Source organism: Campylobacter sp. US25a (assembly GCF_004379075.1).
Classification (GTDB): Bacteria; Campylobacterota; Campylobacteria; order Campylobacterales; family Campylobacteraceae; genus Campylobacter_D; species Campylobacter_D jejuni.
The window spans coordinates 60,605-86,708 of record NZ_RYYM01000007.1 but is presented as its reverse complement, the minus strand read 5'-3'; the positions used below and the strand labels follow the sequence as shown (position 1 = coordinate 86,708).

The following is a 26,104-nucleotide window of genomic DNA, read 5'->3' as shown; positions in this document are numbered from 1 at the left end:
GTCTTTTATACCTAGTGAAAAACTAGGTATAAATTTTTCTTTCGATTTAAATTTTTCATCAAAATTTCTAAAAAGTTTCCAAATATTTTTATACTTCCATTGTTTTAAATTTTAATATGGAGTAAAAATAAATGGAAAGAATATTGTTTTTAAAAGGTTCAGCTTTAGATTCTATGCTGGCTTTTTTTAAGTTCAAATTTAAGTGCTGCTATGCTCAAGGATAAAGATTTTCTAGGTTTTAAAGTTGTTGATGCAAGCACACAAGATAAAGTTATAGCACCACAAGGTTATGAAGCAAGGGTTTTAATTTCTTGAGGTGATCCACTTTTAGTAAAGCAAAACCTTATGATGAAAATAAAATCATCGATATAAATGTAGTTAAAATGCTCATTTGGTTTTTTAGAGATAACGATGATGGTATGAGTTTTTTCCACTTTCAAAAAATAGAGCAATTTTAGCCGTTAATAATGAATATATAAATCCTGAAATTATATTTAATCATCCATAGCAAAAATTTAAGCAAAGAAGATGTTTTATATGATCAATCCAGTGTGGGTGTGAGTATCTTAGAAATCGAAAAAAAGATGATGATTGGACTGTTTTTAGACTCTAAGTATAACTGCAGAATCGATGTAAACACTAAAATGCAAGTAAATGAGCAGCTAAAAAAGAAGTTTTAAAAAATGAAAAATTTATTCATGGAACTTTTGCAAATTATGCAAATGGACAAATACCTTAGGGAACTTATATCACCTGTGAAGAAAATTTTGACGATTTTTTGAAGTTTAGATGAAAATTTAGAATTTTGATGAAATATTTGATTTAGCTAAAAATATCGACGAAATCAATCTTTTTAATATAAAAATATGCTTTAAAAGAACTTCTTTAGGATGTTTAAACATGTAAATATAGGAATTATCGTAAAAAAGACGGGTTTATATGGGTGAATGACGAGTTATTTTTAAATTTATTAGTAAACACAAATACAAAAAAGGTGCTAATATAGCAAAATTATTAGATGAAAGCATTTTATATATAGGACAGTTTAATGGTAAAGTGGGAGATTTTAAAAGATAGGGAAAATGGATAGCAAGCCATAAACAAAAGTGATTCTAAAGAAGTATTTGCAACACTAACAAATAATAAAAATTACCAAGAACCTAATGTAGCAAATCCAAAAACAGGGGAAATCAGACGCTTTTTAACAGGGTTTATTGCTTGTGAATTAACAGGGATTGCTTTTAGTGAGGATTATGCTACAATGTTTGTAGGCATACAACACCCAAGAGAAGGTTTGAAAGGTAGTACTTTTCCTTATGGAAAAACAACCAAGATCTGGTGTGATGATGATAAGAAAACTTGATGGTGGAGTGATAGGAAGCTAATAAATTCCAAGCTTAAGGCTTGGAATTTAATTATTGCATTAGCAATTACCAGTTTTTAAATATTTTATAATAGCTTCGCTAGCACGATAGGCTAAAGCATTTAAGGTTAAGGTAGGGTTGTAGCCTGGATTATGTGGAAAATTTCCTGCACCTACGACAAAAAGATTATTAACATCCCAATGTTGTAAATAAGGATTAACTACACTTATGTTTTTATCTGTACCCATTATAGTTCCGCCAGCAATATGGGTAGAAGTATACCAACCATTTGAAACTACTCCATAATCTCCTAATTTTGGCGAAGTGTAAATATTTTGCGCTCCCATTTCTTGCATGATGCTTTTTAGTTTTGGAAGCATAAAATTATAAAGATTTTTATCTTGCTTGGTAAAATTATAGGTTACGCGGATAAGTGGTAGTCCATAAGCATCTTTATAAGTTGGATCAAGGGATAAATAATTACCTATATAAGGAATAGATGCACCCTGAGCTCCAATATAAGTAAATCGAGTATAATTATAAATAGAAGCTTTTTTAAATTCGGCTCCCCATGAAGGTGTGCCCGGTTTAATTGGATTTGATGCTATAGGTCTTGCTCCATTTTGGGAAATTCTAAAGCTTGCTCCATGAATAAAATCAAGTTTAGAATGATCGAAATTATCCCCGTTAAAATCATCTATCCAATTGCAAAGTGCCCCAGATCCAAGATAAGAATTAAATGGATCTTTGAAAAAACCATTAACACTAGGTGTGATTTGATAACTATAATTTTTTCCTAAAGTTCCTTTGCCTGTTTTTGGATTATAAATTTCGCCTATATTAGAAACCATTAAAAGTTTAGCATTGTTGAAAACATAAGAGCCTAGCATAACCACTTCTGCAGGCTGGATAAATTCTTCTAAAGTTAAAGTATTGATAAATTTTACCCCTGTAGCTTTACCATCTTTATGCAAAATTTCTAAAACATTAGCATGCGTTTTAATATCTAAGTTTTTAGTTGCTAAAGCTGAAGGTATAGTTGTTACTATAGGAGAAGCTTTTGCACCATATTCACAGCCAAAATGCTCACAAAAAGCACAATATTGACATGCTCCCAAGCTTTGTTTATCAGGATTTGTATAAGTTTGAGATGAGTTTGAAGCAGGAACCATGCAAGGATGATATCCAAGTTTTTTCGTTGCTTCATCAAATTTTTTTAACATAGTTGTTTTTTCTAAAGGAGGATTTGGATAAGAATTTTTTCTTTTTCCTGAGAAAGGACTTTTATCTTCTCCAGAAACTCCCATCATTTTTTCAGCTTTGTCGTAGTAAGGTTCCATTTCATCATAGTTTACACCCCAATCTTGAATAGTGTATTCTTTAGAAACTTTATTTTTGCCATATTTTTCTTCTGTTAAAGATTTTATTTGAAAGTCATAAGGTAGAAAACGATAACTCATACCATTCCAATGAACTCCTGCTCCACCAACATTATTACCGACATCAAAAGCATAATTTTTTCTCATTGGTAAAGCAATTTCATTATCATTATTCCTAACACATATACTTTCTTTACTTAAATCTTGTTTCATTGCAGCATTATTTACATATTTATACTCATCATGCGCACCCAAAAAATCCGAAGTATCTTGATGTCCACCCCTTTCTAAGGCGACAACTTTAATCCCTGCTTTAGCGCATTCATTTGCAACAATAGAAGAACTCCAACCTAAACCTATAACAACAACATCTGTTTTTTTAAGTATTTTTGCCATTTGTATTCCTTTAATGTGACATATCAGCCAAAGAAATAGGCTCTATCACTTCAAATTTATCTCCATCTAAAACTTGAGCTGCGTAAGTCATTTGAGCGCCTGGGAATTTTTTCATGCGCCAAGCTTGCATATTTGCATTGCCGCCATAAATTGGATCAGCATAAACTCCTGTTATAGTTATGCTTCTTAACTCTGTAAAAAAATCGCTTGCTTTTATCTTATCTCCAAAAGAAACCTTTGTTTTATCTTGTTCAAAAGCTCTTAAGACTTCATCTTTTTGTTTTGCGCTAAGCTCTACAAAGCCTTTTTTATAACGAAGTTTTGCTTCTTCATCTAAAGCATTTACACCCATTTTAAAAAGTTCAGCTCTAGTTAAAGGATATTGATAACCTTGATTTTTCTTTCCTTGTATAAAAGGTCCAAAGCGATAATCTTTTGCTCCACTTCCGTAATTTCCTGCAAGTTCATTATCTATAAAAATAGCTACACCTAATTTTTTAGCACCTGGTCCTAAATCATCTTCGGGAAAAATTCTTTCTACTGCTTCACTCAGAATATCAAGTTGTGCAGAATTATTAAAAAAAATTCTAGCACGATAATTTTGAGTAGAATTCAAATTGTTTTGATTGTGCGTATGAGCAAAAACCATACTTGGTGCGCTAGCACCTACTAAAGCAAACAAAGATGAGGCTTTAAGAAAATTTCTGCGACTTTGTTTTTTGTCCATGTTTATTCCTTCCTTATTTTTTTAAATGTGTAATTATGTAACAAAATTAAGTATAATTTAAATTATATTTAATAATATTTATAAAACGTTATGAAAAAATATTTTATATTTTTAAGGAGTATTGATATAAAGATTTAGGCTAGGAATTCTAGCCTATAATAAGAAAAAATCAATGCAAGCTTTCTATATAAGCCATAGCACTTAATGCAGCTACAGCTCCATCACCTGCAGCACAAATCACTTGCTTAGGTGCATCTTTTCTAAGATCTCCTGCGGCAAAAAGTCCAGCAACACTAGTTTGCATTTTAAGATCAACACTTACTTGCCCACCTTCTTCCATATTGCATAAAAACTTACCATCGTCTTGTTTTAAAATTTCATTTCTTACATTAAGACCAACAAAAGTAAAAATTCCTGGAACATTTAAATCTCTAATACTACCATCTTTTAATTTTACTTTTACACCAGTAACACCCATTTTATCACCATATACTTCATCTACACTTGCACTAGTAATGAGTTCTATTTTTTCATTTTTCTTAACTTTTTCTACTGTAGATGGAGCTGCTCTAAATTCATCTCTGCGGTGGATAAGATAAACCTTAGAACAAATATTTGCTAGATACAAAGCTTCTTCTAAAGCCGTATCTCCACCACCTAAAACTGCAACTTCTTTATTTTTATAAAAAAATCCATCACAAGTTGCACAAGTGCTTACACCTTTTCCAAAAAATTCATCTTCGCCTTTAAAACCTGCTCTTTTTGGAGCTGAACCTGTGCAAACTATCACAGCTTTAGTAAGTTCTGTTTTACCACCTTCTAATTTGATGGTAAAACTTCCATCACTATTTTTTAAAATTTGTTCTACTCCAACCATTTCATGTTTTAAACCAAAGCGCATACATTGTTCATTCCAAGGAGCCATAAAAGAAATTCCATCCATAACTTGGGCTACACCTGGATAATTTTCTATTTCAGAACTTGAGGTAATTTGTCCGCCAGGCATACCTTTTTCAAACATTACTACATTCTTAAGACCACCTCTAGTTGCATAAAGTCCGGCACTAAGTCCAGCAGGACCTCCACCTATGATTGCTACATCTAACATCTACATTTCCTTTATATTGAATTTTATTATTAATAATGATATAAAAATTATTCTTAATAGTAGTTAATAAAAATTATTATTTAGTATAAATTTGAAATTTTTAAGAAGAAGGCTAGTTATACTAGCCTTTAGTTTATAGTAAAGAGTTTAGTTTATCACTAATTGCTTGTTTAGATTGTGCACCAACGAGTTGATCTACAACTTCACCATTTTTAAAGAAAATAAGCGTAGGAATAGAGCGAACACCAAATTCAGCTGCTAAATCACCTTGTTCATCTGTATTTACTTTGCAAATTTTAGCTTTACCATCAAAGTCATTTGCAAGTTCATCAATAACTGGAGCAAGCATTCTACAAGGTCCGCACCATGGAGCCCAAAAATCAACTAAAGCTACACCTTCTTTTGCTTGAGCAAAATTATCACTTGTTAATTCAATATATTTTCCCATAATTTTTCCTTTCTTTAATTTTTGTCTAATTGTATTTTATTTTTTTAAATATCAGCTTAAAAACTTATATTTTCGCAAAATTGTATCACATCATTTTTAATGCAAATCAGATCAATCTGAAAATCCGATGAAATTCCATTTTTAAGATGATAAAATTCTATAGTTTTTAAAATTTTTTCAAGTTTTTTTCTATTCAAACGCTCGGAAGCTTCATAATCATTTTGAGTAAATTTAACCTCTATAAAATGTAAAATTTCATCTTTTTTGGCTATTATATCGATTTCTCCAAATTTAGAATGGAAATTTCTTTTTAAAATTTCAAAGCCTTGTTTTTTTAAAAATTTACAAGCCTTATCTTCACCTAAAATTCCATCTAAATAAGCTTTTACACCCATTATTCTATACGCATCATAAAAGGCTTGGTTTTTATAAAATCTTGTTTGCGTAAAATTTCAAGCAAATTTTGTATGCTTTTTTCATAAGTTAAATGCGTAGTAAAAAATAAAGTACTGTAATTTTCATCATTTTTTTTAGGTTTTTGTAAAAAACTATCGATAGAAATATTATTTTCACTCATCAATTGTGTGATTTTAGATAAAACCCCTATTTTATCTTCAACTTTCACCCTTAAATAATATTTTGTATAAATTTCATCTTTGCTTAAAAGCTCGTATTCTAAAGTATTCACAAAACCAAGCATTGGTGCTTTTACCTGATCTCTTGCTATATCCATAAGATCTGAAATCACAGCACTTGCAGTGGCCTCTCCTCCTGCTCCTGCTCCATAATACAAACTTTCACCCAACAAATCTCCATTAATACTTATAGCATTCATCACTCCATCGACTTTTGCAAGCATTTTTTCTTTATCTATCATAGTAGGATGCACTCTTAATTCTACTTTATCTTCACGCACCTTGGCTATACCTAAAAGTTTTATGGTAAATTCAAACTCATTAGCAAAATACATGTCTTCAGGCGCAATTTCGCTAATACCCTCGATCAAAATATCTTCAGGTTTAGCTTTAAGATTATAAGCGATACTTGATAAAACAAGCAGTTTATGAGCTGCATCTTGTCCTTCTATGTCAAAAGTTGGATCAGCTTCTGCATAGCCTAAATTTTGAGCTATTTGTAAGGCTTGTTTAAAACTCATATTTTTTTGACTCATAGAACTTAAAATATAATTACTCGTACCATTTAAAATCCCTTTTATAGCCAAAATATTATTTGCACTTAAACCTTCTTTTAAAACCTTTATAATAGGAATTCCTCCAGCCACACTTGCTTCATAACCAAAGGCTAAATTTTTAGCCAAATTTTCAAGTTCATAACGATGATAAGCAAGCATAGCTTTATTTGCAGTAACAACAGCTTTTTTCTTTTTTAAAATTTCACTCACTATTTTAAAAGCTTCATCCACTCCACCCATTAACTCCACAAAAACATCTACATCAGCATTTAAAATTTCTTCAACGCTATGAGTAATTGGAATTAAAGCGTTTTTTTTAGGACTTCTAGCAAGAGCGATCACAGGAGTTATGCTTTGCCCACATCTCGCACGAATAAGTTTATTGTTTTCTAAAAGAAATTTAACCACTGCACTTCCAACAGTGCCATAACCAAGAATTGCTACTTTCATAACTTACTCTTTTAAATATTTTTTGATATTGCGTGCAGCTTGGCGTATGCGATTTTCATTTTCAATTAAAGCAATTCTTACATACTCATCACCTGCTTCGCCAAAACCTACCCCAGGACTTACTGCAACACTAGCACGCTGTAAAAGTTGCTTTGAAAATTCTAAACTTTTTAAATGTCTTTTGCTTTCAGGGAGTTTTACCCAAACAAACATACTTGCTCTTGGTTTTTGAAGTTTCCAGCCTGCATTTTCAAAAGCTTCAAGTAAAATGCGCATTCTTTTATCATAAGTTGCACGGATTTCATCCACACAAGTTTGATCTCCATCTAAAGCTATGGTAGCTGCTACTTGAATAGGTGTATACATACCATAATCAAACCAAGATTTTATTTTTTTAAGCGCACTGACTAAGCGTTTATTTCCTACTACAAAACCTACACGCCAGCCTGCCATATTGTAAGATTTTGAAAGAGTGTAAGTTTCTACCGCTACATCTTTTGCACCTTCAATTTCCAAAATAGAAGGAGTTTTATAGCCATCATAAGTTAAATCTGCATATGCAATATCTGAAATAATATAAAATCTTTCTTTTTTTGCTGTTGCTATCAATCTTTCATAAAAACTTTTTTCACAAGTTACTGTTGTTGGATTATGCGGGAAATTAACAACGACATATTTTGGACGCGGGATGCTTTCATTTAAAGTTTTATGTAAATTTTCAAAAAATTGATTTTCATCAAGCTCAAATTTTTCATTATAAGCTAAAGGCATTTTTGCTACATTACCTCCTGCTATAATAAAAGCTTGAGTATGTATAGGATAAGCAGGAGTTGGCACAATAGCAACATCTCCAGGATTTATAATCGATCTTGCAAGATTTACAAAACCCTCTTTTGAACCCATGGTAGCTACAACTTCATTTTCAGGATCTAAATTGACATTATATTTTCTTTTATACCAATTACAAATTGCTAAGCGAAGTTTATAAATCCCCATGGAAGTAGAATATCCCGAGGTTTTATCTTTGTTAGCACTTTCACAAAGTTTATCTATAATGTGTTGTGGAGTTTTACCATCGGGATTTCCCATTGAAAAGTCGATGATATCCTCTCCGGCACGTCTTGCTGCCATTTTTATCGCATTTACCTCTGCGAAAACATAATTTGGAAGTCTTTCTATGGTATTAAAACGGATTTCATCAAACATTTCTTAATCCTTTATTTTTTAAGTGTGATTTTTAAACCCCTGCGTATATTATCTAAACTATACATATCGCTTACAATAGCATATATAGCACCATTTGGAATAAGTTCTGAAAAATGATTATTTTTATTTTCGCTTTTTACTGCTTTAATTAGATTTAGATTTTTATCTAAAAAGAAGATTTTAGGAAACCAATTGTCTAAATCATTTGCATCAATAATCAAATTTGTAGCATTTTTTAAATCAAGCACATAGTCTTTAAGGGGCTTTTCTAATGATTTTGGAGTATTTAAATTAACATTTGTATTGGTTTTTAATACAGCATTGGAAAAATTTAAATCATATTCATAATCATATGCCCCAATACGCTTAATATTATCTATATAGACAGAATTTTCTTTTAAGAGATTGTAAAGCGTTCCAGGATCTAAAATATATTGAGATTCTACTTGTATGGTATAGTCAATATTTCCTTCTCTTAAAATCAAATCTGTAGGGATAAAATATATATATCCGGCATCTGTTAAAACATCGGATAAAATTTTAAAAAACATAACTTCATCAGCTTTTGCTTTAAAATTTAGCCTCAGAGTTTGAGGATTTGATAGTGTTAAGGCAATTAAAGAATTGGTTTTTAATATTTGAGATATTTTTGCAATATCACAATTTCCACTATTATCTATGTAAGAATTATTTGAAAATAATAATTCTAGTTGAGAATTTTTACTAGGATTGTTTACTAAATTTTTTGCCAAATCAAGACTTGAGATTGCAAAAGATATATTAACATAAAGAGTAAGAATAATAATTTTTTTTACCATTCTTTACCTTTATTTAATTTTGCAAATTCAGCAGCTGAAATACTTGTAATTTTTCCATTTTTAATCAAGAAACGTTTTGAAATTCCTGCAGGAAATTTTTGTTCTTTATTTTCTTGATCAAACATTGTTAAAGCTGCAGCTCCTGTTAAAATTAACTGATCTTTATCTAAAGAAATATTAAAATCTTTTTCTTTAACAAAGCTTGTTTTTTTAAGGCTTTTTAAATCTATCAAACCTATCCAAATCTTGGTAGAGGTTTTAAAATGTGCTTCTTTTAAAGAATCAGTTTTTGGTGTATTTATGTCTTCTTGGATTTGGGTATTTTTTTCTTCATCAAGTAAGGTTGTGTTATTTTCACTGATATTATTTTCTATGCTTATGTTTTTATCATTTTCTTGTAATGAGATGTTTTGGATTGGTAAAACGCTCTCTGTTTTATTTGTTTCTTGTGCTTTATCGTTGTCTATAACAACAACATTATTTCCACCTAAAGATTTTAAATTTTCTTGTGCTTGTCCTATGATATCTATAACTGTTGTACTAGTATTATTTTGTTCATCTTTGAAAAAAGTTTTAAGTGTATCAAAATAATAAATTCCACTTCCTATGATCACTAAAACAATAAGAACAATCAAAGAAGGCCAAGCATTAGAGGATTTTTGACTATAAGCATCTAGTTTTGGGGTTATCATTTTTGATTTTGTTTGTGGAGTAGGATTGTTTTCGCTAAGATAAGCTTCATACTCTTCGTTAAAATCACTAAAGTCGAGTTCGTATTCTCTGCTTAAAATTTTAACAAAACCTTTAACATTAAAACGACTTAAAACAGCAAAATTCTTTTCTGCTAAAGCTTCAAGAAAATCAAGTTCAATTTGTGTTTTTGCTGCAACTTCTTTTAAATTTAATTCTTGTATTTTTTTCCAATTAAGCATTTAACATCCTATCACAAAGTATTGCAAAAGCAGCGCTGACATTAAGACTATCAAAATTATTTTTCATCGCAATGCCCACACATTCATCGCATTTTTTTACAATTTTAGAGCTTAAACCAAAACCCTCACTCCCCAAAACTAAAACTTTTTTACCACTGCTTATTTTTACACTGTGAATTTCTTTTCCCGAGCCATCGCTCGCATAAAAATAAAAACCCACTTGTTTTAGTTCATTTATTACACTTAAAGCATCGTTGCTTATCACAATAGGTAAATCAAGAGCCGCTCCGCTGCTTGTGCGAATTACTCCTTCCATGGCTAATTTTTCACCAATAAAAATTAAAGCTCCAACCCCTAAAGCATAAGCTGTACGCGTGATAGCCCCTATATTTCCTACATCACTAATTCCATAAAGCATAACAATAAAATCATTTTTTTTGATCTCATTTAAATTTGCAAAAGAACTTTCTTTAATATCTAGCAAAAAACCTTGATGATTTCCACCTTTCGCATAAGCTTGAGCAGTTTTAAAATCAAGTTTTTTGATTTTAAAACCTGATTTTGCGATTTTGGAAAAAGTAGCTTTGTCACATTCTTTTGCTAAATAAAGCTTATTGATACAGTCTTTATGATATTCCAAAATATAAAAAAATATTTGCTTCCCATAAACTATCATGTTAAAATTTTACCTAATCTTGACTTAAAAGCAGTTTTTGATAAATTTCTTTTGCATTTTTTCCATTGAACTTTGATAATAATTTTGCTTTTGCTTTTAAAGGCAGCTCTAAATCCATAATATCTTTTTCACAAAGAGTATTTTGCAAAAAATTTTGTTCTTTTGATTGCAGTACTACAACCCATTCGCCGTTTAAATTAGAATTTTTTAAAATTTCAAAAAGCTCTTTGGCATTGCCTTTAAATTTATTTTCAAATTTTTTACTGATTTCTTTAATCAAAAAAATTTCTCTTTGGCTGTCTAGAATCATAATTTGTTCTATCAAAGATAAAATACGCTTGGGGGATTCGTAAATAATACTTGGATAAGGAAAGTTTAAAATTTTTTCTATATCTTTTTGTCTTTCTTTGCCTTTATTGGCTAAAAAACCGATAAAGATAAATTCTTTTTGACAAAATGCCGAGCTTACAAGAGCAACTAAGGCTGCATTTGCACCTGGTAAAATTTCATAGGCGATATTATTTTCTTGTGCAAATTCTACCAAAGCCTTGCCAGGGTCACTAATCCCTGGCATTCCTGCATCGCTTAAATAAGCTACATTTTTTTCAAATATTTTTAAATCAATACTTGCTAAAACCTCTTTTTCATTATGGGAGTGTAAGGCTATAAATTTAGAAATATGTATATCAGTGTGAAATTTTGCATTTAATAATGAAACTAAAGACTTACTTACTCTCGTATCTTCGCAAAACACAAGATTGCAAGTCTTTAAAAGTTCTAAGGCTCTAAAAGAAATATCGCTTAAATTTCCTATGGGAGTAGGAATAAAATAAAGCATAATTATTGCATTGCGTATTTTTTCTTAAATTTCTCTACACGACCTGCAGCATCTACAATTTTTTCACTACCTGTAAAAAAAGGATGGCAGTTTGAACAAATATCTACTTTTAATTCTGCTTTGTTTGACTTTGTTGTAAAAGTATTTCCACAAGCACAACTTACTTTGCATTCTACATATTCTGGGTGAATTTCTTTTTTCATTAGTTTTCCTTAAAAATTAAAACAATAAGCCGTGATTATAAATTATTTAACATAAAAAAGAGATTAATTTAAGAAAAGTTAAAGCAAAATTTTTGAAGCTATAGCTATAATAGCTGTTTGACTTTTTAGAATATTAGAGCTTTTAAGAGAGGTTTTCCGGTTAAACAACAATCTCTCATCATTGCTAAATCCACCTTCAGGACCTATAAAATACAATTCTTTTTCATCGAAATGACTTTGTTGTTCTCCTTGAAAATCAACCATAATTGCATTTGGAAATTTTTGAACAAATTCTTGAGTGCTTTGATGGATAATTAAATCCATTTTAGTATTTCTACCGCATTGTTCACAAGAAGAAATAATGATTTTTTCAAATCTTTCTAAATCGATTTTAAAATTTCTTTGTGAAAAATTTGTAAAAACCAAATGTAACTTTTTTACTCCAAGTTCATTTAAGAAAGGTAGAGTTTTTTCTAAAATTTTAATATCTATAATGGCTAAGGCTAAGTTTAATTCACTTTGTTTTATATTTTGTGATTTTTTGTTTAACAATTTTAAAGTGCAAGAATTTCTTGTTAAATTTGTGATTGTATAGTTGTAAAGAAAATTATCTTGTAAATTTCTAAGATTTAGCTCCGAATTTTCCTTTACTCTTCTTACTTTTAAATGGTTAAAGTTTTCACCTTGAAGTTGTATAAACTCTTCTCCAGCTTGCTTGTTATACAAAAATTGCATTTTATAGATATCTTTCTATTAAAAAAGGCAAAAACAATAAAAAAATTTCAAAAGGTAAAATCAAACAACTAATCCATCTAAAAGTGGCATATTTTCTAAATCTTCTTGCTTTTTTGAAACAAACAAAGTGAAAAATTGCTAAGGCAAAAATTAAGATCCAAGAAAAAATCATTACCCAGATATTGACATTCATTTGAAATTGTTTCATTGCTGATAACAAACAACCTGTAAAAATAATCAAAGCTAAAAATAAATAATAAATTGGTAAAAATAATCGTATTCTGCGAATAAAAATGAATTCGGTTTTAAAATTTCCTTGTGTTAGTATAAGATAAAAAAGCATTAAAAAACCGCTCGCATAAAGACTATAAAGATGTAAAGCTAAAAAGAATTCGTAACTTTGATCCATTATTTTCCTTTGTTTATAAAATCAGCTAAATTTTGAATTTGTTCATCACTTAAAAAACTATGGTTTTTATCTTTTATCGTTTTTATTTTTTGTATAAAAATTTTATTGCCCAAGGTTTTAATGGCTGTGCTGTTTTTAGGTTTTAATTCCCCTTTTTCTCCATGACAAGTGGCACATTTTTGTTTATATAAAGAGTTGATAATAGTAGGATTGGCTTCATGTTCATCATCTGAACTTTGTGCTTCATCATCTACAGGTAAAGGCAGGTTGGAGTCACTTAATTCTGTTTTTTCATCGTTTTGTTCTATTTGGACTACTTCTTGATCTGTATTTTGAGTCTTGGAAATATTTTTTTCATCATTAGAACAGGCAGATAAAACTAATAAAAAAAAACTTAAGGCAATTAAAATTTTAGCTTTTTGCATTAAATCTCCTTTGGATTTATAAAAATTTCTTCATTTTTTAATTTGTTATAAAAATCTATATCATTCCATTCTGCTTTAATGCCATTGGAAAATTCTATGTCTTGAAGTGAAATTTTTGGCATTAGCTCACTATAGGCATCTTCTCTAAAACCTTGTGCGTAGCCTGTTCTTGTTTCATGAACAATGATGCTTTGTAAAGTCACTCCTTGTTCTCCATTTACCATTTTTGTTTGTTTTAATAAAGCATCTATAAGTATGAAAAATACACGACAAAAATTTTCAGCACTTACATTAACAGGCAGGCAAATCCAACGACTTGAATATTTTTTCATTTCTTCTAAATATTTTGCGTCATCATATTTAAAAAGAGTGATAGCATGATCAAAACTATCAATAATTTGGCGTATATAGGTTTTTAAAAGTCCAAAATCATAGACCATTCCAGCATTATCTAAATATTTGCTTTCAAGTAAAACTTCAACTTTGTAAGAATGTCCATGAATGCTACTTTTGCAACGTTTAGAAGAACAAAATCTAACAATGTGTGCGTTTTCAAATTCAAATAATTTTCTTATAATCATACACCCTCTTTATTGTTCCAAAGACGAATATGAATTCTATCAGAGTAATTATAACCATTCTTAATACAAAATTCAGCAATTTTTTGAGCATTTTTTTTAAGATTTTGCTCATTTTCACCCATAGGCATACAAAAAATTTGATTTGGAGCTTCTTTTAGAATTTCATTGATTTCTAAAAATGAATTATCAAGGGTATTGGCATCTAAAACAAATTTATAAAAACTATCTTTTGCGTAATTTTTAAATGCTTTTAAAGCTTTAAAATTTAATCGTTTATCTTTTTTTATCCCGCTATTTTGGAGTTTAACGCTTAAAGCAAAAATACATTCTTTGTAAAAAGGATATCTATCAAAATCAATTTCTATGCTTCCATTGCTTTCAAAGTGTATTTCGAATTTATTTTTTAATAACATTTGGATAAATTCTATAAATTCAGGATTTTCATAATGGATTAATGGCTCTCCACCTGTGATAACAACTATAGGATTAAAGCCTTGTTTTAATTTTATCACTCTTTTTAAAAGTTCATTAGCATTTAAAGTTTCATAACTTTCTTTAAAATCTTTTGTGAAAACAGCTCTTATCGTGTCACATCCGATGAGAGTTTTATTGTTTTTTGATATTTTTACATTAAAACCTAAACAGTTGAAATTACAGCCAGCAAAACGCATAAAAATAGCTAATTTTCCATTATATTTACCTTCTCCTTGAATACTTAAGAAACTTTCAACAAGTTGCAAAATTAACCTCCAGTTTGATAAAAAGCACGAGATGAGGTTTTATTATCAACAACACTCCATTTATTTTTTTCTGGTTTATTTCTTAATACTTCTTGTAATATTTCTACAGCGGCTTTAATATCACCTTTTCGAACCGCTTCTTTTATACTTAATGCTTCATCAAAATAAAGGCAAGGTATTAACAAGCCTTCAGCACTTAAGCGTATGCGATTGCAAGAATCGCAAAATTCATGGCTATGAGGATCTATAATTCCGAATTCATAATCATCTGCCTTGTAAATACTCACAGGTGCTTTTTCATCTTTTTTTATAAGTTGAATTTGATATTTTTGACTCAAAATTTGTATAATTTCATCTCTTTTTAATCCTTGTAATTTACCATAAGCATGAGTATTTTCCATAAATTCTATAAAGCGAATTTGAGCTTTTTTTGATTTTGCAAATTCCAAAAGAGATATCAGTTCATCATCGTTTAAATTTTTAAGAGCTACAGTATTAAGTTTTACTTTCAAATCTAGATTTAAAGCTTCATCAATTCCAGATAAAACACTATCTAATACATCTTTTTGCGCAAGAGTTTTTGCTTTTTTGTGATCTAGGGTATCAAGTGAAATATTAAGTCGTTTAAGTCCAGCATTTTTTAAGTCTTTAGCAAAGTCTTTTAGTAAAAATCCATTTGTAGTTATAGCAAGGTCAATATCGCTTTTATAATCGCTAATCATTTTTATAAAAATACTTAAATCTTTTCTTAATAAAGGTTCCCCACCTGTTATACGGATTTTTTCAATTCCTTCGTCTATAGCCGCTTTGATAAATAAAAAAAGTTCTTCGAAGCTTAATAAATTTTCTTTTGGCTGATAATCGAAAGGAATTTTTGGCATACAATAAAGGCAGCGAAAGTTACATCTTTGTGTAACCGAAATTCTAAGATAATTTATTTTTCTACCGAATTGATCTATAAGCATTTATTTTCCATTCTATTTTATTAATTTCTTAAATTTTAAGACAAGTTCTACATTTCCAGTGCCAATGCGTAAATCTTTAGCGATTTGTTCTATGCTTTTTCCTTCTTTGAAAAGATTTTCTATTTTTTGTTCTTCTGTATCGTAATTTGGTGTAAGTTTAGCCATGCTTTGTGCTTTTTGTTCCAAATTTAAAAGACGATTTTGTTGTTCATTTTGAAAATCTTCTATGATATGTTCCATAGTTTTTAGTGTTCTTAAAACAGGAGTGATTTTTGAACTGATTTGTTTATCAAGTTCAATCATAATTTCTTCTTTTAAAAGAGAGGTTTTATAGTATTCATCCTCTTCATTATCATCTTTAACTCCTAATTCTTTACGAAAATAATGAAGTTCTTTGGTAATGTCTTCTATCACATTTTGAAGTTTTGCTATTTTTGCATTATTTTCTCTTTCTTTGATGTTCATATAGGCTAGCATTGCAATTAAAAGCACAATTATAAAAACTAAATAAAGTACATCATCACTCATTCTTGGCCTTTCTTATTTCTTATCATATTTCTTTGAATTTCAACAACAAAAGCATCAAAAGCCATTTTGTCTTCAGGCTTAATTTTAATAATTTTTGCCAATGTTTGACTTTGAGCTTTGATAAAAATAGCTATTTTTTGATTATTTAAATCAAATCTTAAATAATATTCTTTATCTTCTTCTAAAATAGTATCCAAAAAATTTAGATATTCAAAATTTAAAGATTCTATTACCCCTTTTTGCTTAAGTGGTATAAGTTCTTTATTTTTATCTAAAGAATTTTCAAGCCTTAAAATATCTTCTTTTAGACTTAAAAGAAGATCAAAAATAATTTTTTCACCCTCATCAAAATCAATGCGTAAAGCAAGTTTTTTCCATTTTAAAATTTGAGAAATTGCTCCAAGTTTTAGGTATTCTCCAAGAAAACGGTTATTTTCTATTTCGCAACATTCTAAGTGAGCTTCAAATCCTGCTTTAAAAAGTGTTAATTCCATAATAAGTCAATCCAAATAAAAACAAAAAAGATAATACTTAAATAACCATTTAGAGTAAAAAATGCTCTATCAATATGAGCAAAATTCTTGTGAACAATTTTATGTTCCAAGGCTAAAATAATACCGCTTATAATTACCCCAGTAAGTGCTATTTTTCCAAGTGCTACACCCCAAACTTCCCACACAAAAAGAAGCCAAAATAATACCGCTAAAATATGGCAAAAAGCTGATATAAATAAAGTAGCCTTTGAGCCAAATTTAGCAGGGATAGAATGAAGTCCTATTTTTTTATCATACTCCATATCTTGTAAAGAATAAAGCAGATCAAATCCAGCTGTCCAAAAAGTTACACCTAAACATAAAATAACGCTATAAATGTGAATTTCACCCATAATTATAACGCTTCCTGCAATAGGCGCAAGTCCTAAACAAAATCCTAAAACTAAATGTGCTAAAGAACTAAAGCGTTTAAAAGCTGAATAAATAGCCAATACAAAAAGCACAGGAAAAGACAAATAAAAAGCCAAGGTATTAATAAAATAAGAACATAATATAAAAATAAGTGCATTAATAATAATAAAAATCCATACGCTTTTTCTACCTATTTTTCCACTGACATTAGGGCGATTTGCACAACGAGGATTATCCTTATCTATATCTTCATCCATTAAACGATTTGTAGCCATGGCAAAATTTCTTGCACTTACCGCACAAATAATGCCTAAAATCAATGCCTTAAAACCAAACCAAGCAGTGTCATTTGCAAGTTTTGATGCTACAATCATAGAGGAAAATAAAAAAGGCAAAGCAAAAATAGAATGCTTAAATACTACAAGTTCTAAAATATCTTTAAATTTTATCCAGAATGTGTTCATTTTTCTACTTTAAAATATTTTTTGCTATGATTTTACTAAAATTTTTATAAATTTTAGGATAAATATTAAAATGTTTTTTGAAATAGCATTAATAGGAACAACCGCGAGTGGAAAAACATACATAGCCAATACTTTAGCAAGAGAATTTGATGCTGTTGTTTTAAGTCTTGATAGTCTTTGTGTTTATAAAGAGATTAATATAGCAAGTGCCAAGCCTTCACAAGATGATCTTGCGAGTATAAAATACTTTGGGGTAAATTTATTGAGTGTGAATGAACATTTTAATGTTGAGTTATTCATAAGAGAATATCAAAAAGCAAAAGAATTTGCTTTAGCTAGAAATTTACCTCTAATTATAGTAGGTGGAACTGGATTTTATTTAAAAACTATGATAGATGGTTTAAGTGAAAAAACCTTAGAGTCAAAGAGTTCTTTAAATAACGATGAAATTTATGCTCTTTTATTAAATATTGATCCAAACTATAAAATAGAAAAAAATGATACTTATAGATTAAAAAAATGGCTGGGTATTTATGAACAAACAAGAGAAATTCCTAGTGAATTTTTAAAAAGAACACAAAAAACTGGGGTGCTTAAAGATATAGAAATTTATGAGCTTGCGTGGGATAAGGAAATTTTAAAAAAACGTATTAAAACTAGAACAAAAGAAATGCTTGATAATGGACTTTTAGATGAAGCAAAAATTCTTTTTTCTAAATTTGATCATAAACTTAAAGCATTAAATTCTATAGGTTTGAAAGAGTGTAAAGAATATTTAGATGGGGAAATTTCCTTTAAAGAGCTTGAAAATTTAATCACGATACATACTACACAACTTGCCAAAAGACAAAGAACTTTTAATAAAAAATTTCAAAGTAAAGCCTTGGAATTTGATAAAGCTTTAGCTACTTTAAGAATGAAATTTTCAATCGAAAAATAAATGTTCTATTAGAATTTTTACTCCTAATATAATTAAAACCAATCCGCCTAAAAGTTCAGCTTTATTTTTAAGATAAATTCCAAATTTATTTCCTATTTTTAGAGCAATGATGCATAAAATGAAGGTGATAATACCTATTAAAAATATAGCTAATAATAAATTTACATTTAAAAATGCAAAACTTACGCCAACTGCTAGCGCATCGATACTCGTAGCAATTGCTAAAGCTAGCATGGTTTTAAAGCCAAATTGATTGGCATTACTATCGCAATTTTCATTTTCCAATGACTCTTTGATCATTTTTAATCCTATTAAAGAAAGTAAAATAAAAGCTATCCAATGATCAATACTCGCAATAAAAGATGCAAAAGTTATACCTATAAAATAACCAATAGTTGGCATCAAGGCTTGAAATCCGCCAAAATAAATTCCAACAATAAGATAATGTTTTAAATGTAGTTTTTTAACACTAAAACCTTTGCATAGTGATACAGCAAAAGCATCCATTCCTAAAGCACAGGATAAAAAAATAAGACTATAAAAATCCATAATAAATCCTAAAATTTTATAAAAAATTGAAGATGAAATTATAATCAAACAAAGATAAAAATCACATAATTTTGATATATTTAATTAAATTTTAAGAAATAAATATATATAATTCAATTTCATTTTTATTTTTTACTCCTTAAAAGTGGCCCATTCGTCTAGCGGTTAGGACATCGCCCTTTCACGGCGGTAACACGAGTTCGAGTCTCGTATGGGTCACCACTTTTTAATTTTTCTTTTAAAATAACGATTTTTTCATTTTTTCTATTAAAATTTAATAAATATTAATAATTTATTTTGTAGAATACGAATAGCTTTTGATATAAGTCTATTATAGGCTTATATCAAGGCTGGGCATTATTGAGCTGGTGTTTGCTCTTTTGTTTTTTTGTGAGTTTTAGCTTCATGTTTTTTATCAGCTTTAGCTTTTGAATGATGAGCTTTTGTATGTGTTTGATTCACATCGCTTGGAGTATTAGCTGCAAAAACATTAGCTACGAAAGCACCTAGTAATGCTGAGATTAGTACAACTTTTTTCATATTTTCCTCCTTATGAATAATTTTTAGTTGCAAATTAATTGTAATTATTAAAAATCAACAAATAGATATTTTTTGTAAAAATATTTCAAAAAAATATAATTTTTTTATATATATTTAAATTATTATTAAAATATATTATAAATGTATCTTATTTTAGGTTAAATAAATAGAAATTTTACCCACTAAGCTTTTAAGATATTTTTACTCTTTTTAATATTATTATGGTAATATTTTCAATATCAAACTAAAAATAAAGGAGAAATTATGTTTGAATTAAGAAAATTACCTTATGATACCAATGCTTTTGGTGATTTTTTGAGTGCTGAAACTTTTAGCTATCATCATGGAAAACATCACAATACTTATGTTACAAATCTAAATAATCTTATTAAAGATACTGAATTTGCAGGTAAAGATCTTGTAAGTATTATCAAAACTTCAAATGGGGGCGTATTTAATAACGCAGCTCAAGTTTATAATCATGATTTTTATTTTGATTGCATTAAGCCAAGTACAGGCTGTGGCTGTGGCGGTTCATGCCAAAGTATAGATGCTAATTTACAAGCGGCACTAGAAAAAGAATTTGGATCTTTGGAAAATTTCAAAGCTGAATTTATCAAAGGTGCTACAGGAGTTTTTGGTTCAGGATGGTTTTGGTTAGTTTATAATACTAAAAATCAAAAACTAGAATTTGTAGGTACTTCAAACGCAGCTACACCAATTACTGAAGATAAAGTTCCTTTACTTGTTGTAGATGTTTGGGAGCATGCTTATTATGTAGATCATCGTAATGCACGTCCTGCTTATTTAGAGAAATTCTATGCTCATATTAATTGGGAATTTGTTGCAAAAGCTTATGAATGGGCTTTAAAAGAAGGCATGGGATCAGTTAGCTTTTATGCAAATGAACTTCACCCTATAAAATAATTTTAATCCTTTTTGTGTTAGAATGAATTTTGGCTTAATGTCAAATTTCTATACAAAAAGGAGCAAAAATGGATAATTCTTTATCTGTATATACTCAAAAATATGACAAAGAAGGTTATGGACTCCAATATCCTGATGGTCATGTTATAAGATTTTACGAGAGAATCTTAAAATACAAACTAAGCAAAACAAGTGGAAAATTACTTGATTTTGGTTGCGGAAATGGAGTGCATTCTAAGTATTTTAAAAATATAACCGGGGGGGGGTATAGAGCCTTATGGCATTGATATAGTTCCTAGTTTAAAAAAAGTTTGGGAAAAAGATCCTTGCTTAGATTCTAAAAATTTTCACATCATATCTCCTAATTCTAGCTTTAAAAAACTCTTCAATACAAAAATGGATTTTATATTTGCAAATCAAAGCTTATATTATCTTGCAAAACAAGCTTTTAAAGAAGCTGTGCAAGAATTTTATGAACTATGCAATGAAGGAGCTATTATATTTGCAACTATGATGAGTGATAAAGGCTATAGTATGTATGAAAGAGGAGAACTTATGGATAATGGCTTACGTGAAGTAAAAGGATGTCCAAGTGGTAGATTGAGCGGTTCTTCATATATACGCTTTACTAAAGACATAGAAGAATTAAAAGAAGATTTTAAACCTTTTAAACCTTTATTTTGGGGAGATTATGAATTAATTAATCTGTATAATTTTGAAGGCAGTGTGGAGCACTTTATTTATATAGGACAAAAGTAAGTGCTCTAGCACTTACTCTCCTAAGCTTGGAGTCATTTCGATAATTTTCCAAGGAAGTCCTTGAGAATTCAGCTCTTCCATAAAAGGCTTAGCGTCAAATTCTTCCATATTAAACACGCCTTTTCCTTGCCAAATCCCTTTAGCGATTAATTTCGTACCTATCATAGCAGGAACACCTGTAGTATAGCTCACAGCTTGTGCACCAGTTTCTTTATAACATTCTTCATGATTGCAAACATTATAAATATAAACTTGCTTGTCTTTTCCATCTTTTTTACCACGAATCACACAACCTATATTGGTATAACCTTTAGTGCGTGGTCCTAAACTTGCAGGATCAGGAAGTAAGGTTTTTAAAAATTCTATAGGAATGATTTCTTTTCCTTGGTGCATCACAGGTTTAATCCCTAGCATTCCAACATTTTCAAGGCATTTCATATGAGTTAAATAACTTTGTCCAAAAGTCATAAAAAAGCGTATTCTTTTTAAACCTTTGATATTTTTTACCAAGCTTTCAAGTTCTTCATGATAAAGCAAATAGCTATCTTTCACACCTACTTCTGGATAATCCCACTCCATTTTTATTTCCATAGGCTGCGTTTCTATCCACTTGCCATTTTCCCAATAACGCCCTTTAGCAGAAACCTCACGTAGATTGATTTCAGGGTTGAAATTGGTCGCAAAAGCATAGCCATGATCACCTGCATTGCAATCTAAAATATCTATATAAGAAATTTCATCAAATAAATTTTGCTGTGCATAAGCACAAAAAACATTAGTTACACCAGGATCAAATCCACTTCCTAAAAGTCCTAAAATTCCTGCTTGTTTAAACTCATCATTTCTCGCCCATTGCTCTTTATATTCAAATTTAGCTAAATCAGGATGTTCATAATTTGCTGTATCTACATAATCAATCCCTGCTTTTATACAAGCATCCATTAAACTCAAATCTTGATAAGGCAAAGCAACATTGAGTAAAATTTGCACTCCTGTTTTCTTGATAAGTTCTACAACCGCATTGCTATCATCAGCATCAATTTGCGCCGTTTCAATTTGAACCCCTAAACGCTCTTTGATAAAAGCAGCGATCTCATCACATTTGCTTTTTGTTCTACTAGCTAAAGTGATTTTGCTAAAAGTATCAGAATTCATTGCGCATTTTACAGTAGCCACACGACTTACCCCGCCTGCGCCTATGATTAAAAGATTTTTCATGAAATTTGTCCTTAAAAGATTTTTAGGAATTTTAGCTAAAAATTGATAATATCAAAATTTATTTTTTCTTCTAAGTTATAATTTGAACTTAATAACATAAAAAATTCTATATTTTTATATCTTAACTTAAGTCTATAAAAAGCCCCTAAAAATTCTTTTTGTAAAATTTTAGCCTCAAAGCGATTTCCTATTTTAAGCTCTGCATAACCAAAAATATAATTTTTTGAAGCTATCCAAGCAAAAAATTCATCTTCTAAATCAAGTTTTTCTTCTATGATATTTAAATCAGGTAAAATTTGCGCACTTTTAAAATCAGGCTTAAAATAAAGCTCTTTAGGATTTGCATGAGCTAAGATTTTTCCTTTTTCTAAAAAAGCGATTTGATCAGACATGCAATAAGCATCTTCAATATCATGAGTTACCATAATAGCCGTAATGCCTTGATTTTCTATCATTTTTTTCAATTCTCTTCTTAAATCCTGTTTTAAATTTTGATCCAAATTAGAAAAAGGTTCATCTAAAAGCAAAAGCTTACATCCTCTTGCTATAGCTCTAGCAAAAGCCACTCTTTGCGCTTGCCCTCCTGAAATTTCATCGATTTTTTTATATCTTAAATCTTCAATTTCAAAAGTTTTAAGCAAATGATTTAAAATTTGATTTTTATCTTTTTTATCGTAAAGTGCAAAAAGTATGTTTTTCTCAACATTTAAATGAGGAAATAAAGCATAATTTTGAAACATCAAAGCCACTTCACCTTTGCAAGAAAACAAATCATAAGAACTAGCTTGTTCAAGCTTAGCAATAATCCTTAAAAGCGTGCTTTTTCCGCTTCCACTACCTCCTAAAATGCTTAAAAATTCTCCTTCTTTGACATGAAGATTGATATTTTCTAAAGCTTGTATTTTTCCAAAATTTTTAGATAAATTTTTAATTTCTAACATCATCTTTCCTTGTGATTTTATCCATCCAAACAACAACCATTAAAGAAAGAAAAACGATAAACAAGGAAGGCAAAGCTGCATCATAAATTCTTTCATCACTTGCAAACCAGAAAGCTTTAACACTTAAAGTTTCAAAGCCAAAAGGTGCTAAAATTCTACTTAAAGGAAGTTCTTTAATCGTATCAATAAAAACAATAATAAAAGCTAAAAATAAAAAATGTTTCATTAAAGGTGTGTGAATTTTAAAAAATAAAATAAAATAACTCGCTCTTAAATTTAAACTTGCCTCATCAATATTTAGATGAATTTTATTATAACCTCCTTCTAAAGAATAAATTGCACTCGCTAAAAAACGAATTATATAAGCAAAAACAAGAACAAATAAAGAATTTCCCAATAAACTCGTGTGAAAAATTTTATCCAAAAATACAAAAAGCACTATAATGCTAATCCCTAAAGCAGCAGCAGGTATAGAATAACCCAAAGAACTTATTTTTAAAATAAATAAATTAAAAAAATGATTTTTAACTATCCTAGAACTAAACATCAAAAAATAAGCTAAAAGAGTGGTAATTAAAGCAGTGATTAAAGCTAAGATTATAGTTTGAAAACTGATAATATAAAATTGTGATTCAAAAAGCTTATGATCTTTTAGCCCCCAATAAACTAGCCAAAGAAAAGGTAAAATAAAACCTACCAAAGCAATCATAAAACAATAAATACAGGATAGAATTTGTTTAATAGGATTTAATTTTCTTTTTTTGATAAAAAGAGTTAAATTTTGATTAAAACTATAATGATGTTTATTTTTATAATAATAATCCACATACATAATCAAAAATACAAAAAGCATTAAAATACCCGATAAAACACTAGAAGAATAAGAATCATTCAAATCATACCAGAGTTTAAAAATTCCAGCCGAAAAAGTATCCACTCCCAAATAAGCACTTGCACCATAATCACTTAAAGTTTCCATTAAAACCAATAAAGCTCCAGAAAAAATGGCAGGTCTTGCACTCAAAAGTGCCACGCGTGTAAAAATTCTAAATTCAGAATATTTCATAATTTTAGCTACTTCATAAGCCTCTTTAGCTTCACTCTTAAAAGCTGTTTTAGCAAATAAATAAATATAAGGATATAAAGAAATAGCCAAAACAAAAATAACACCATAATGATTGAAAAAATCTATCCTAAAGCCAAAATTTTCATGAAAAAATCCTTGAAAATCCATAATTCCCACATAAACAAAGGCTAAAATATAAGCAGGTATGGCCAAGGGTAAAATGAGTAATTTTTCTAAAATTTTACAGAAATAAAAATCATAATTTGCAATCAAATAAGCAGAACTCACACCCAAAATCAAGCTTAAACACAATACTCCCACGCTAATTATAAAAGTATCTTTGATGAATTTTAAAAATAAATAATCAAAAAAATGACTCAAATTTTCTTTAATAGATGAAAATTGGGTTAAATTACTTGTATTAAAATTTTGAAATAAAATATAAAAAAGTTCAGCAAAAATACCAAAAATAGGTAAAGCAAGAAAAAGGGCAAGTAAAATTGCCCCGAGTTTATAGTATTTTAGGGTTTTATACATTATCTAAAACCGACTTCATCGTAAATTTTAACAGCTTCTTTAATATTTTCTGCTATCTTACTCACAGGAATTTGATCTTCTTTGAAAGTTCCAAAATCCTTTACAGTTTGGCTTAATTCTATATCATTTCTTATAGGAAATTCATAATTACTATCAGTAAGAATTTTTTGAATTTCAGGACTTAACATAAATTCCATAAATTTTTTAGCCGCATCTTGATTTTTACTTGATTTTGTCATAGCAATACCGCTAATGTTAATATGCGTTCCTCTATTGTCTTGATTAGGAAAAATAATACCCAAAGAATTCCCCACTTCTATATCTTTTGGATTTTTAGAATTCTTTAAAAGCCCTATATAATAAGTATTCATAACTGCAAATTTAGCTTCGCCTGCAAATACTTGTCTGGCTTGATCTCTATCCCCACCCTTTGGGTTTGTCGCAAGATTCTCAAGTACACCTTTAGCCCATGCTTTAGCCTCTTTACTTCCATCATTAGCTATAATAGATGCTAAAAGAGTTTTGCTATAAGGAGCTGTAGCACTTCTCATGACAATTTCTCCTTTAAATTCAGCTTTTGCTAAATCTTCATAATTTTTCATTTTGCTAATGTCGATATTTGCGTTTTTATTGTAAGCAATAATTCTTGCTCTTTTTGTAATCGCAAACCATTCTTTATCCTTATCTCTTAAATGAGCAGGTATAAATTCTTCTAAATATTTTGATGAAACAGGGGATAAAAGTCCTAAATTTTTAGCTTCTGTAAGATTTGAAATATCAGCTGTGATGAAAATATCAGCAGGAGAGTTATTTCCTTCAAGAGAAAGCCTTTTAATAAGTTCTGAAGCTTTAGCTTGAGTATGATTGACCTTAATGCCTGTTTTTTCTTCGAATTTTTTTATGATTTCAAAATCAGCATCATAATGTCTTGCTGAGTAAATATTAAGCTCGCTAGCACCTAAAAATGAAAAAGCCGTTAAAAACATAAAGAAGATTTTTTTCATATTTTATCCTTTATTGAGAATTATACTTGGTTTTATTAAGATCTTTAAAATCAGTATGAGAATGTTCAGAGCAAGCAAAAGCAAAGCCAACGCATAGTAAAAATAAAATTATTTTTTTCATAGACATTAATTCC

The 26,104-nt window shown here is 29.3% G+C and carries 32 protein-coding genes, 1 tRNA gene and 1 pseudogene; 6 read left to right on the top strand and 28 right to left on the bottom strand.

What is annotated here, in order from left to right; all coding sequences use genetic code 11:
* Positions 1-131 precede the first annotated feature (131 nt).
* A pseudogene (locus ELQ12_RS06560) lies at positions 132-1,385 on the top strand (alkaline phosphatase PhoX).
* 38 nt (positions 1,386-1,423) lie between these two features.
* On the opposite strand, the gene ELQ12_RS06555 reads toward ELQ12_RS06560, so the two are convergent.
* From ELQ12_RS06555 to mqnP, 21 genes are all read right to left on the bottom strand, one after another.
* The gene (locus tag ELQ12_RS06555; protein WP_070261519.1) at positions 1,424-3,139 is read right to left on the bottom strand and encodes a GMC family oxidoreductase; all 1,716 of its coding nucleotides are present in this window, start codon (positions 3,137-3,139) and stop codon (positions 1,424-1,426) included.
* 10 nt (positions 3,140-3,149) lie between these two features.
* Positions 3,150-3,866 (bottom strand): gluconate 2-dehydrogenase subunit 3 family protein, encoded by a 717-nt coding sequence (locus ELQ12_RS06550; RefSeq protein ID WP_002871524.1) that lies wholly within the window; start codon positions 3,864-3,866, stop codon positions 3,150-3,152.
* A gap of 169 nt (positions 3,867-4,035) precedes the next feature.
* Positions 4,036-4,974, bottom strand: coding sequence for a thioredoxin-disulfide reductase (gene trxB / locus ELQ12_RS06545; protein WP_002857228.1), 939 nt, complete (start codon positions 4,972-4,974; stop codon positions 4,036-4,038).
* Between the two features lie 133 nt (positions 4,975-5,107).
* The gene (gene trxA, locus ELQ12_RS06540) at positions 5,108-5,422 is read right to left on the bottom strand and encodes a thioredoxin (RefSeq protein ID WP_002778629.1); all 315 of its coding nucleotides are present in this window, start codon (positions 5,420-5,422) and stop codon (positions 5,108-5,110) included.
* Positions 5,423-5,478: 56 nt separating this feature from the next.
* A complete protein-coding gene (locus ELQ12_RS06535; protein ID WP_044778703.1) occupies positions 5,479-5,817 on the bottom strand; it encodes a YraN family protein in 339 nt (112 codons plus the stop codon).
* Positions 5,817-7,064 (bottom strand): homoserine dehydrogenase, encoded by a 1,248-nt coding sequence (locus ELQ12_RS06530; protein WP_044778705.1) that lies wholly within the window; start codon positions 7,062-7,064, stop codon positions 5,817-5,819. Before ELQ12_RS06530 ends, ELQ12_RS06535 begins: the two co-directional genes overlap by 1 nt.
* A gap of 3 nt (positions 7,065-7,067) precedes the next feature.
* Positions 7,068-8,270, bottom strand: a complete 1,203-nt coding sequence (locus ELQ12_RS06525) for an LL-diaminopimelate aminotransferase (RefSeq protein ID WP_044778706.1) — start codon at positions 8,268-8,270, stop codon at positions 7,068-7,070.
* A gap of 11 nt (positions 8,271-8,281) precedes the next feature.
* The gene (locus ELQ12_RS06520; RefSeq protein WP_070261520.1) at positions 8,282-9,088 is read right to left on the bottom strand and encodes a hypothetical protein; all 807 of its coding nucleotides are present in this window, start codon (positions 9,086-9,088) and stop codon (positions 8,282-8,284) included.
* Positions 9,082-10,020, bottom strand: a complete 939-nt coding sequence (locus tag ELQ12_RS06515; RefSeq protein ID WP_134264634.1) for a hypothetical protein — start codon at positions 10,018-10,020, stop codon at positions 9,082-9,084. The genes ELQ12_RS06520 and ELQ12_RS06515 overlap by 7 nt, the downstream gene beginning before the upstream one ends.
* Positions 10,013-10,696 carry a 23S rRNA (guanosine(2251)-2'-O)-methyltransferase RlmB gene (gene rlmB, locus ELQ12_RS06510; protein WP_134264633.1) on the bottom strand — a complete coding sequence of 228 codons (684 nt, stop codon included), beginning with the start codon at positions 10,694-10,696 and terminating at the stop codon, positions 10,013-10,015. Before rlmB ends, ELQ12_RS06515 begins: the two co-directional genes overlap by 8 nt.
* Positions 10,697-10,709: 13 nt before the next feature.
* The gene (gene rsmI, locus ELQ12_RS06505) at positions 10,710-11,534 is read right to left on the bottom strand and encodes a 16S rRNA (cytidine(1402)-2'-O)-methyltransferase (RefSeq protein ID WP_002860976.1); all 825 of its coding nucleotides are present in this window, start codon (positions 11,532-11,534) and stop codon (positions 10,710-10,712) included.
* A 2-nt stretch (positions 11,535-11,536) separates the two neighbouring features.
* On the bottom strand, positions 11,537-11,737 hold the full coding sequence (rpmE, locus tag ELQ12_RS06500) for a 50S ribosomal protein L31 (protein ID WP_002860977.1): 201 nt from the start codon (positions 11,735-11,737) through the stop codon (positions 11,537-11,539).
* 78 nt (positions 11,738-11,815) lie between these two features.
* On the bottom strand, positions 11,816-12,472 hold the full coding sequence (locus ELQ12_RS06495; protein ID WP_044794468.1) for a 16S rRNA (uracil(1498)-N(3))-methyltransferase: 657 nt from the start codon (positions 12,470-12,472) through the stop codon (positions 11,816-11,818).
* A 1-nt stretch (position 12,473) separates the two neighbouring features.
* Positions 12,474-12,881 (bottom strand): membrane protein, encoded by a 408-nt coding sequence (locus ELQ12_RS06490; protein WP_002851635.1) that lies wholly within the window; start codon positions 12,879-12,881, stop codon positions 12,474-12,476.
* The gene (locus ELQ12_RS06485) at positions 12,881-13,306 is read right to left on the bottom strand and encodes a cytochrome c (RefSeq protein ID WP_002860979.1); all 426 of its coding nucleotides are present in this window, start codon (positions 13,304-13,306) and stop codon (positions 12,881-12,883) included. The genes ELQ12_RS06490 and ELQ12_RS06485 overlap by 1 nt, the downstream gene beginning before the upstream one ends.
* Positions 13,306-13,887: a 6-carboxytetrahydropterin synthase gene (locus ELQ12_RS06480; RefSeq protein WP_002858675.1), complete on the bottom strand. Its 582-nt coding sequence runs from the start codon at positions 13,885-13,887 to the stop codon at positions 13,306-13,308. Before ELQ12_RS06480 ends, ELQ12_RS06485 begins: the two co-directional genes overlap by 1 nt.
* Positions 13,884-14,627 (bottom strand): 7-carboxy-7-deazaguanine synthase QueE, encoded by a 744-nt coding sequence (locus ELQ12_RS06475; RefSeq protein ID WP_044779786.1) that lies wholly within the window; start codon positions 14,625-14,627, stop codon positions 13,884-13,886. The genes ELQ12_RS06480 and ELQ12_RS06475 overlap by 4 nt, the downstream gene beginning before the upstream one ends.
* Before the next feature lie 2 nt (positions 14,628-14,629).
* On the bottom strand, positions 14,630-15,592 hold the full coding sequence (moaA, locus tag ELQ12_RS06470; RefSeq protein WP_002860981.1) for a GTP 3',8-cyclase MoaA: 963 nt from the start codon (positions 15,590-15,592) through the stop codon (positions 14,630-14,632).
* A 12-nt stretch (positions 15,593-15,604) separates the two neighbouring features.
* Positions 15,605-16,120, bottom strand: a complete 516-nt coding sequence (locus ELQ12_RS06465) for a hypothetical protein (RefSeq protein ID WP_070243041.1) — start codon at positions 16,118-16,120, stop codon at positions 15,605-15,607.
* Positions 16,117-16,614, bottom strand: a complete 498-nt coding sequence (locus ELQ12_RS06460; protein ID WP_002854663.1) for a hypothetical protein — start codon at positions 16,612-16,614, stop codon at positions 16,117-16,119. Before ELQ12_RS06460 ends, ELQ12_RS06465 begins: the two co-directional genes overlap by 4 nt.
* Positions 16,605-17,489 carry a menaquinone biosynthesis prenyltransferase MqnP gene (gene mqnP, locus ELQ12_RS06455; protein WP_070243042.1) on the bottom strand — a complete coding sequence of 295 codons (885 nt, stop codon included), beginning with the start codon at positions 17,487-17,489 and terminating at the stop codon, positions 16,605-16,607. Before mqnP ends, ELQ12_RS06460 begins: the two co-directional genes overlap by 10 nt.
* A gap of 70 nt (positions 17,490-17,559) precedes the next feature.
* Here mqnP and miaA point away from each other — a divergent pair, with 70 nt between their 5' ends.
* The gene (gene miaA / locus ELQ12_RS06450; RefSeq protein WP_002857499.1) at positions 17,560-18,429 is read left to right on the top strand and encodes a tRNA (adenosine(37)-N6)-dimethylallyltransferase MiaA; all 870 of its coding nucleotides are present in this window, start codon (positions 17,560-17,562) and stop codon (positions 18,427-18,429) included.
* Here the strand turns inward: miaA and ELQ12_RS06445 are convergent.
* Entirely contained in the window at positions 18,415-18,978 is a 564-nt protein-coding gene (locus tag ELQ12_RS06445; protein WP_002851996.1) for a manganese efflux pump MntP family protein, read from the bottom strand. The two genes, miaA and ELQ12_RS06445, sit on opposite strands and share 15 nt — an antisense overlap.
* A gap of 147 nt (positions 18,979-19,125) precedes the next feature.
* Here ELQ12_RS06445 and ELQ12_RS06440 point away from each other — a divergent pair.
* Positions 19,126-19,200, top strand: a tRNA-Glu gene (locus ELQ12_RS06440).
* Positions 19,201-19,335: 135 nt separating this feature from the next.
* Here ELQ12_RS06440 and ELQ12_RS06435 read toward each other — a convergent pair.
* Positions 19,336-19,518, bottom strand: a complete 183-nt coding sequence (locus tag ELQ12_RS06435) for a hypothetical protein (RefSeq protein ID WP_002871507.1) — start codon at positions 19,516-19,518, stop codon at positions 19,336-19,338.
* Positions 19,519-19,782: 264 nt separating this feature from the next.
* Here ELQ12_RS06435 and sodB point away from each other — a divergent pair, with 264 nt between their 5' ends.
* The 3 genes from sodB to ELQ12_RS10645 all read left to right on the top strand — a co-directional run bounded on the left by sodB (position 19,783) and on the right by ELQ12_RS10645 (position 21,204).
* Positions 19,783-20,445, top strand: a complete 663-nt coding sequence (gene sodB, locus ELQ12_RS06430; RefSeq protein WP_002860986.1) for a superoxide dismutase [Fe] — start codon at positions 19,783-19,785, stop codon at positions 20,443-20,445.
* Between the two features lie 68 nt (positions 20,446-20,513).
* Positions 20,514-20,732 carry a hypothetical protein gene (locus tag ELQ12_RS10650; protein ID WP_052788910.1) on the top strand — a complete coding sequence of 73 codons (219 nt, stop codon included), beginning with the start codon at positions 20,514-20,516 and terminating at the stop codon, positions 20,730-20,732.
* 109 nt (positions 20,733-20,841) lie between these two features.
* Positions 20,842-21,204: a hypothetical protein gene (locus tag ELQ12_RS10645; protein ID WP_070243044.1), complete on the top strand. Its 363-nt coding sequence runs from the start codon at positions 20,842-20,844 to the stop codon at positions 21,202-21,204.
* A gap of 12 nt (positions 21,205-21,216) precedes the next feature.
* Here the strand turns inward: ELQ12_RS10645 and ELQ12_RS06415 are convergent, their stop codons facing one another.
* From ELQ12_RS06415 to ELQ12_RS06395, 5 genes are read right to left on the bottom strand one after another with little or no spacing between them, the layout of a single operon-like run.
* The gene (locus tag ELQ12_RS06415; protein ID WP_052801494.1) at positions 21,217-22,422 is read right to left on the bottom strand and encodes a saccharopine dehydrogenase family protein; all 1,206 of its coding nucleotides are present in this window, start codon (positions 22,420-22,422) and stop codon (positions 21,217-21,219) included.
* Between the two features lie 35 nt (positions 22,423-22,457).
* On the bottom strand, positions 22,458-23,366 hold the full coding sequence (locus ELQ12_RS06410) for an ABC transporter ATP-binding protein (protein ID WP_072223564.1): 909 nt from the start codon (positions 23,364-23,366) through the stop codon (positions 22,458-22,460).
* Positions 23,350-24,966: an iron ABC transporter permease gene (locus ELQ12_RS06405; RefSeq protein WP_070243045.1), complete on the bottom strand. Its 1,617-nt coding sequence runs from the start codon at positions 24,964-24,966 to the stop codon at positions 23,350-23,352. The genes ELQ12_RS06410 and ELQ12_RS06405 overlap by 17 nt, the downstream gene beginning before the upstream one ends.
* The gene (locus ELQ12_RS06400; RefSeq protein ID WP_070243046.1) at positions 24,966-25,970 is read right to left on the bottom strand and encodes a Fe(3+) ABC transporter substrate-binding protein; all 1,005 of its coding nucleotides are present in this window, start codon (positions 25,968-25,970) and stop codon (positions 24,966-24,968) included. Before ELQ12_RS06400 ends, ELQ12_RS06405 begins: the two co-directional genes overlap by 1 nt.
* 10 nt (positions 25,971-25,980) lie before the next feature.
* Positions 25,981-26,097, bottom strand: a complete 117-nt coding sequence (locus ELQ12_RS06395; RefSeq protein WP_079264245.1) for a hypothetical protein — start codon at positions 26,095-26,097, stop codon at positions 25,981-25,983.
* Positions 26,098-26,104: the final 7 nt, after the last annotated feature.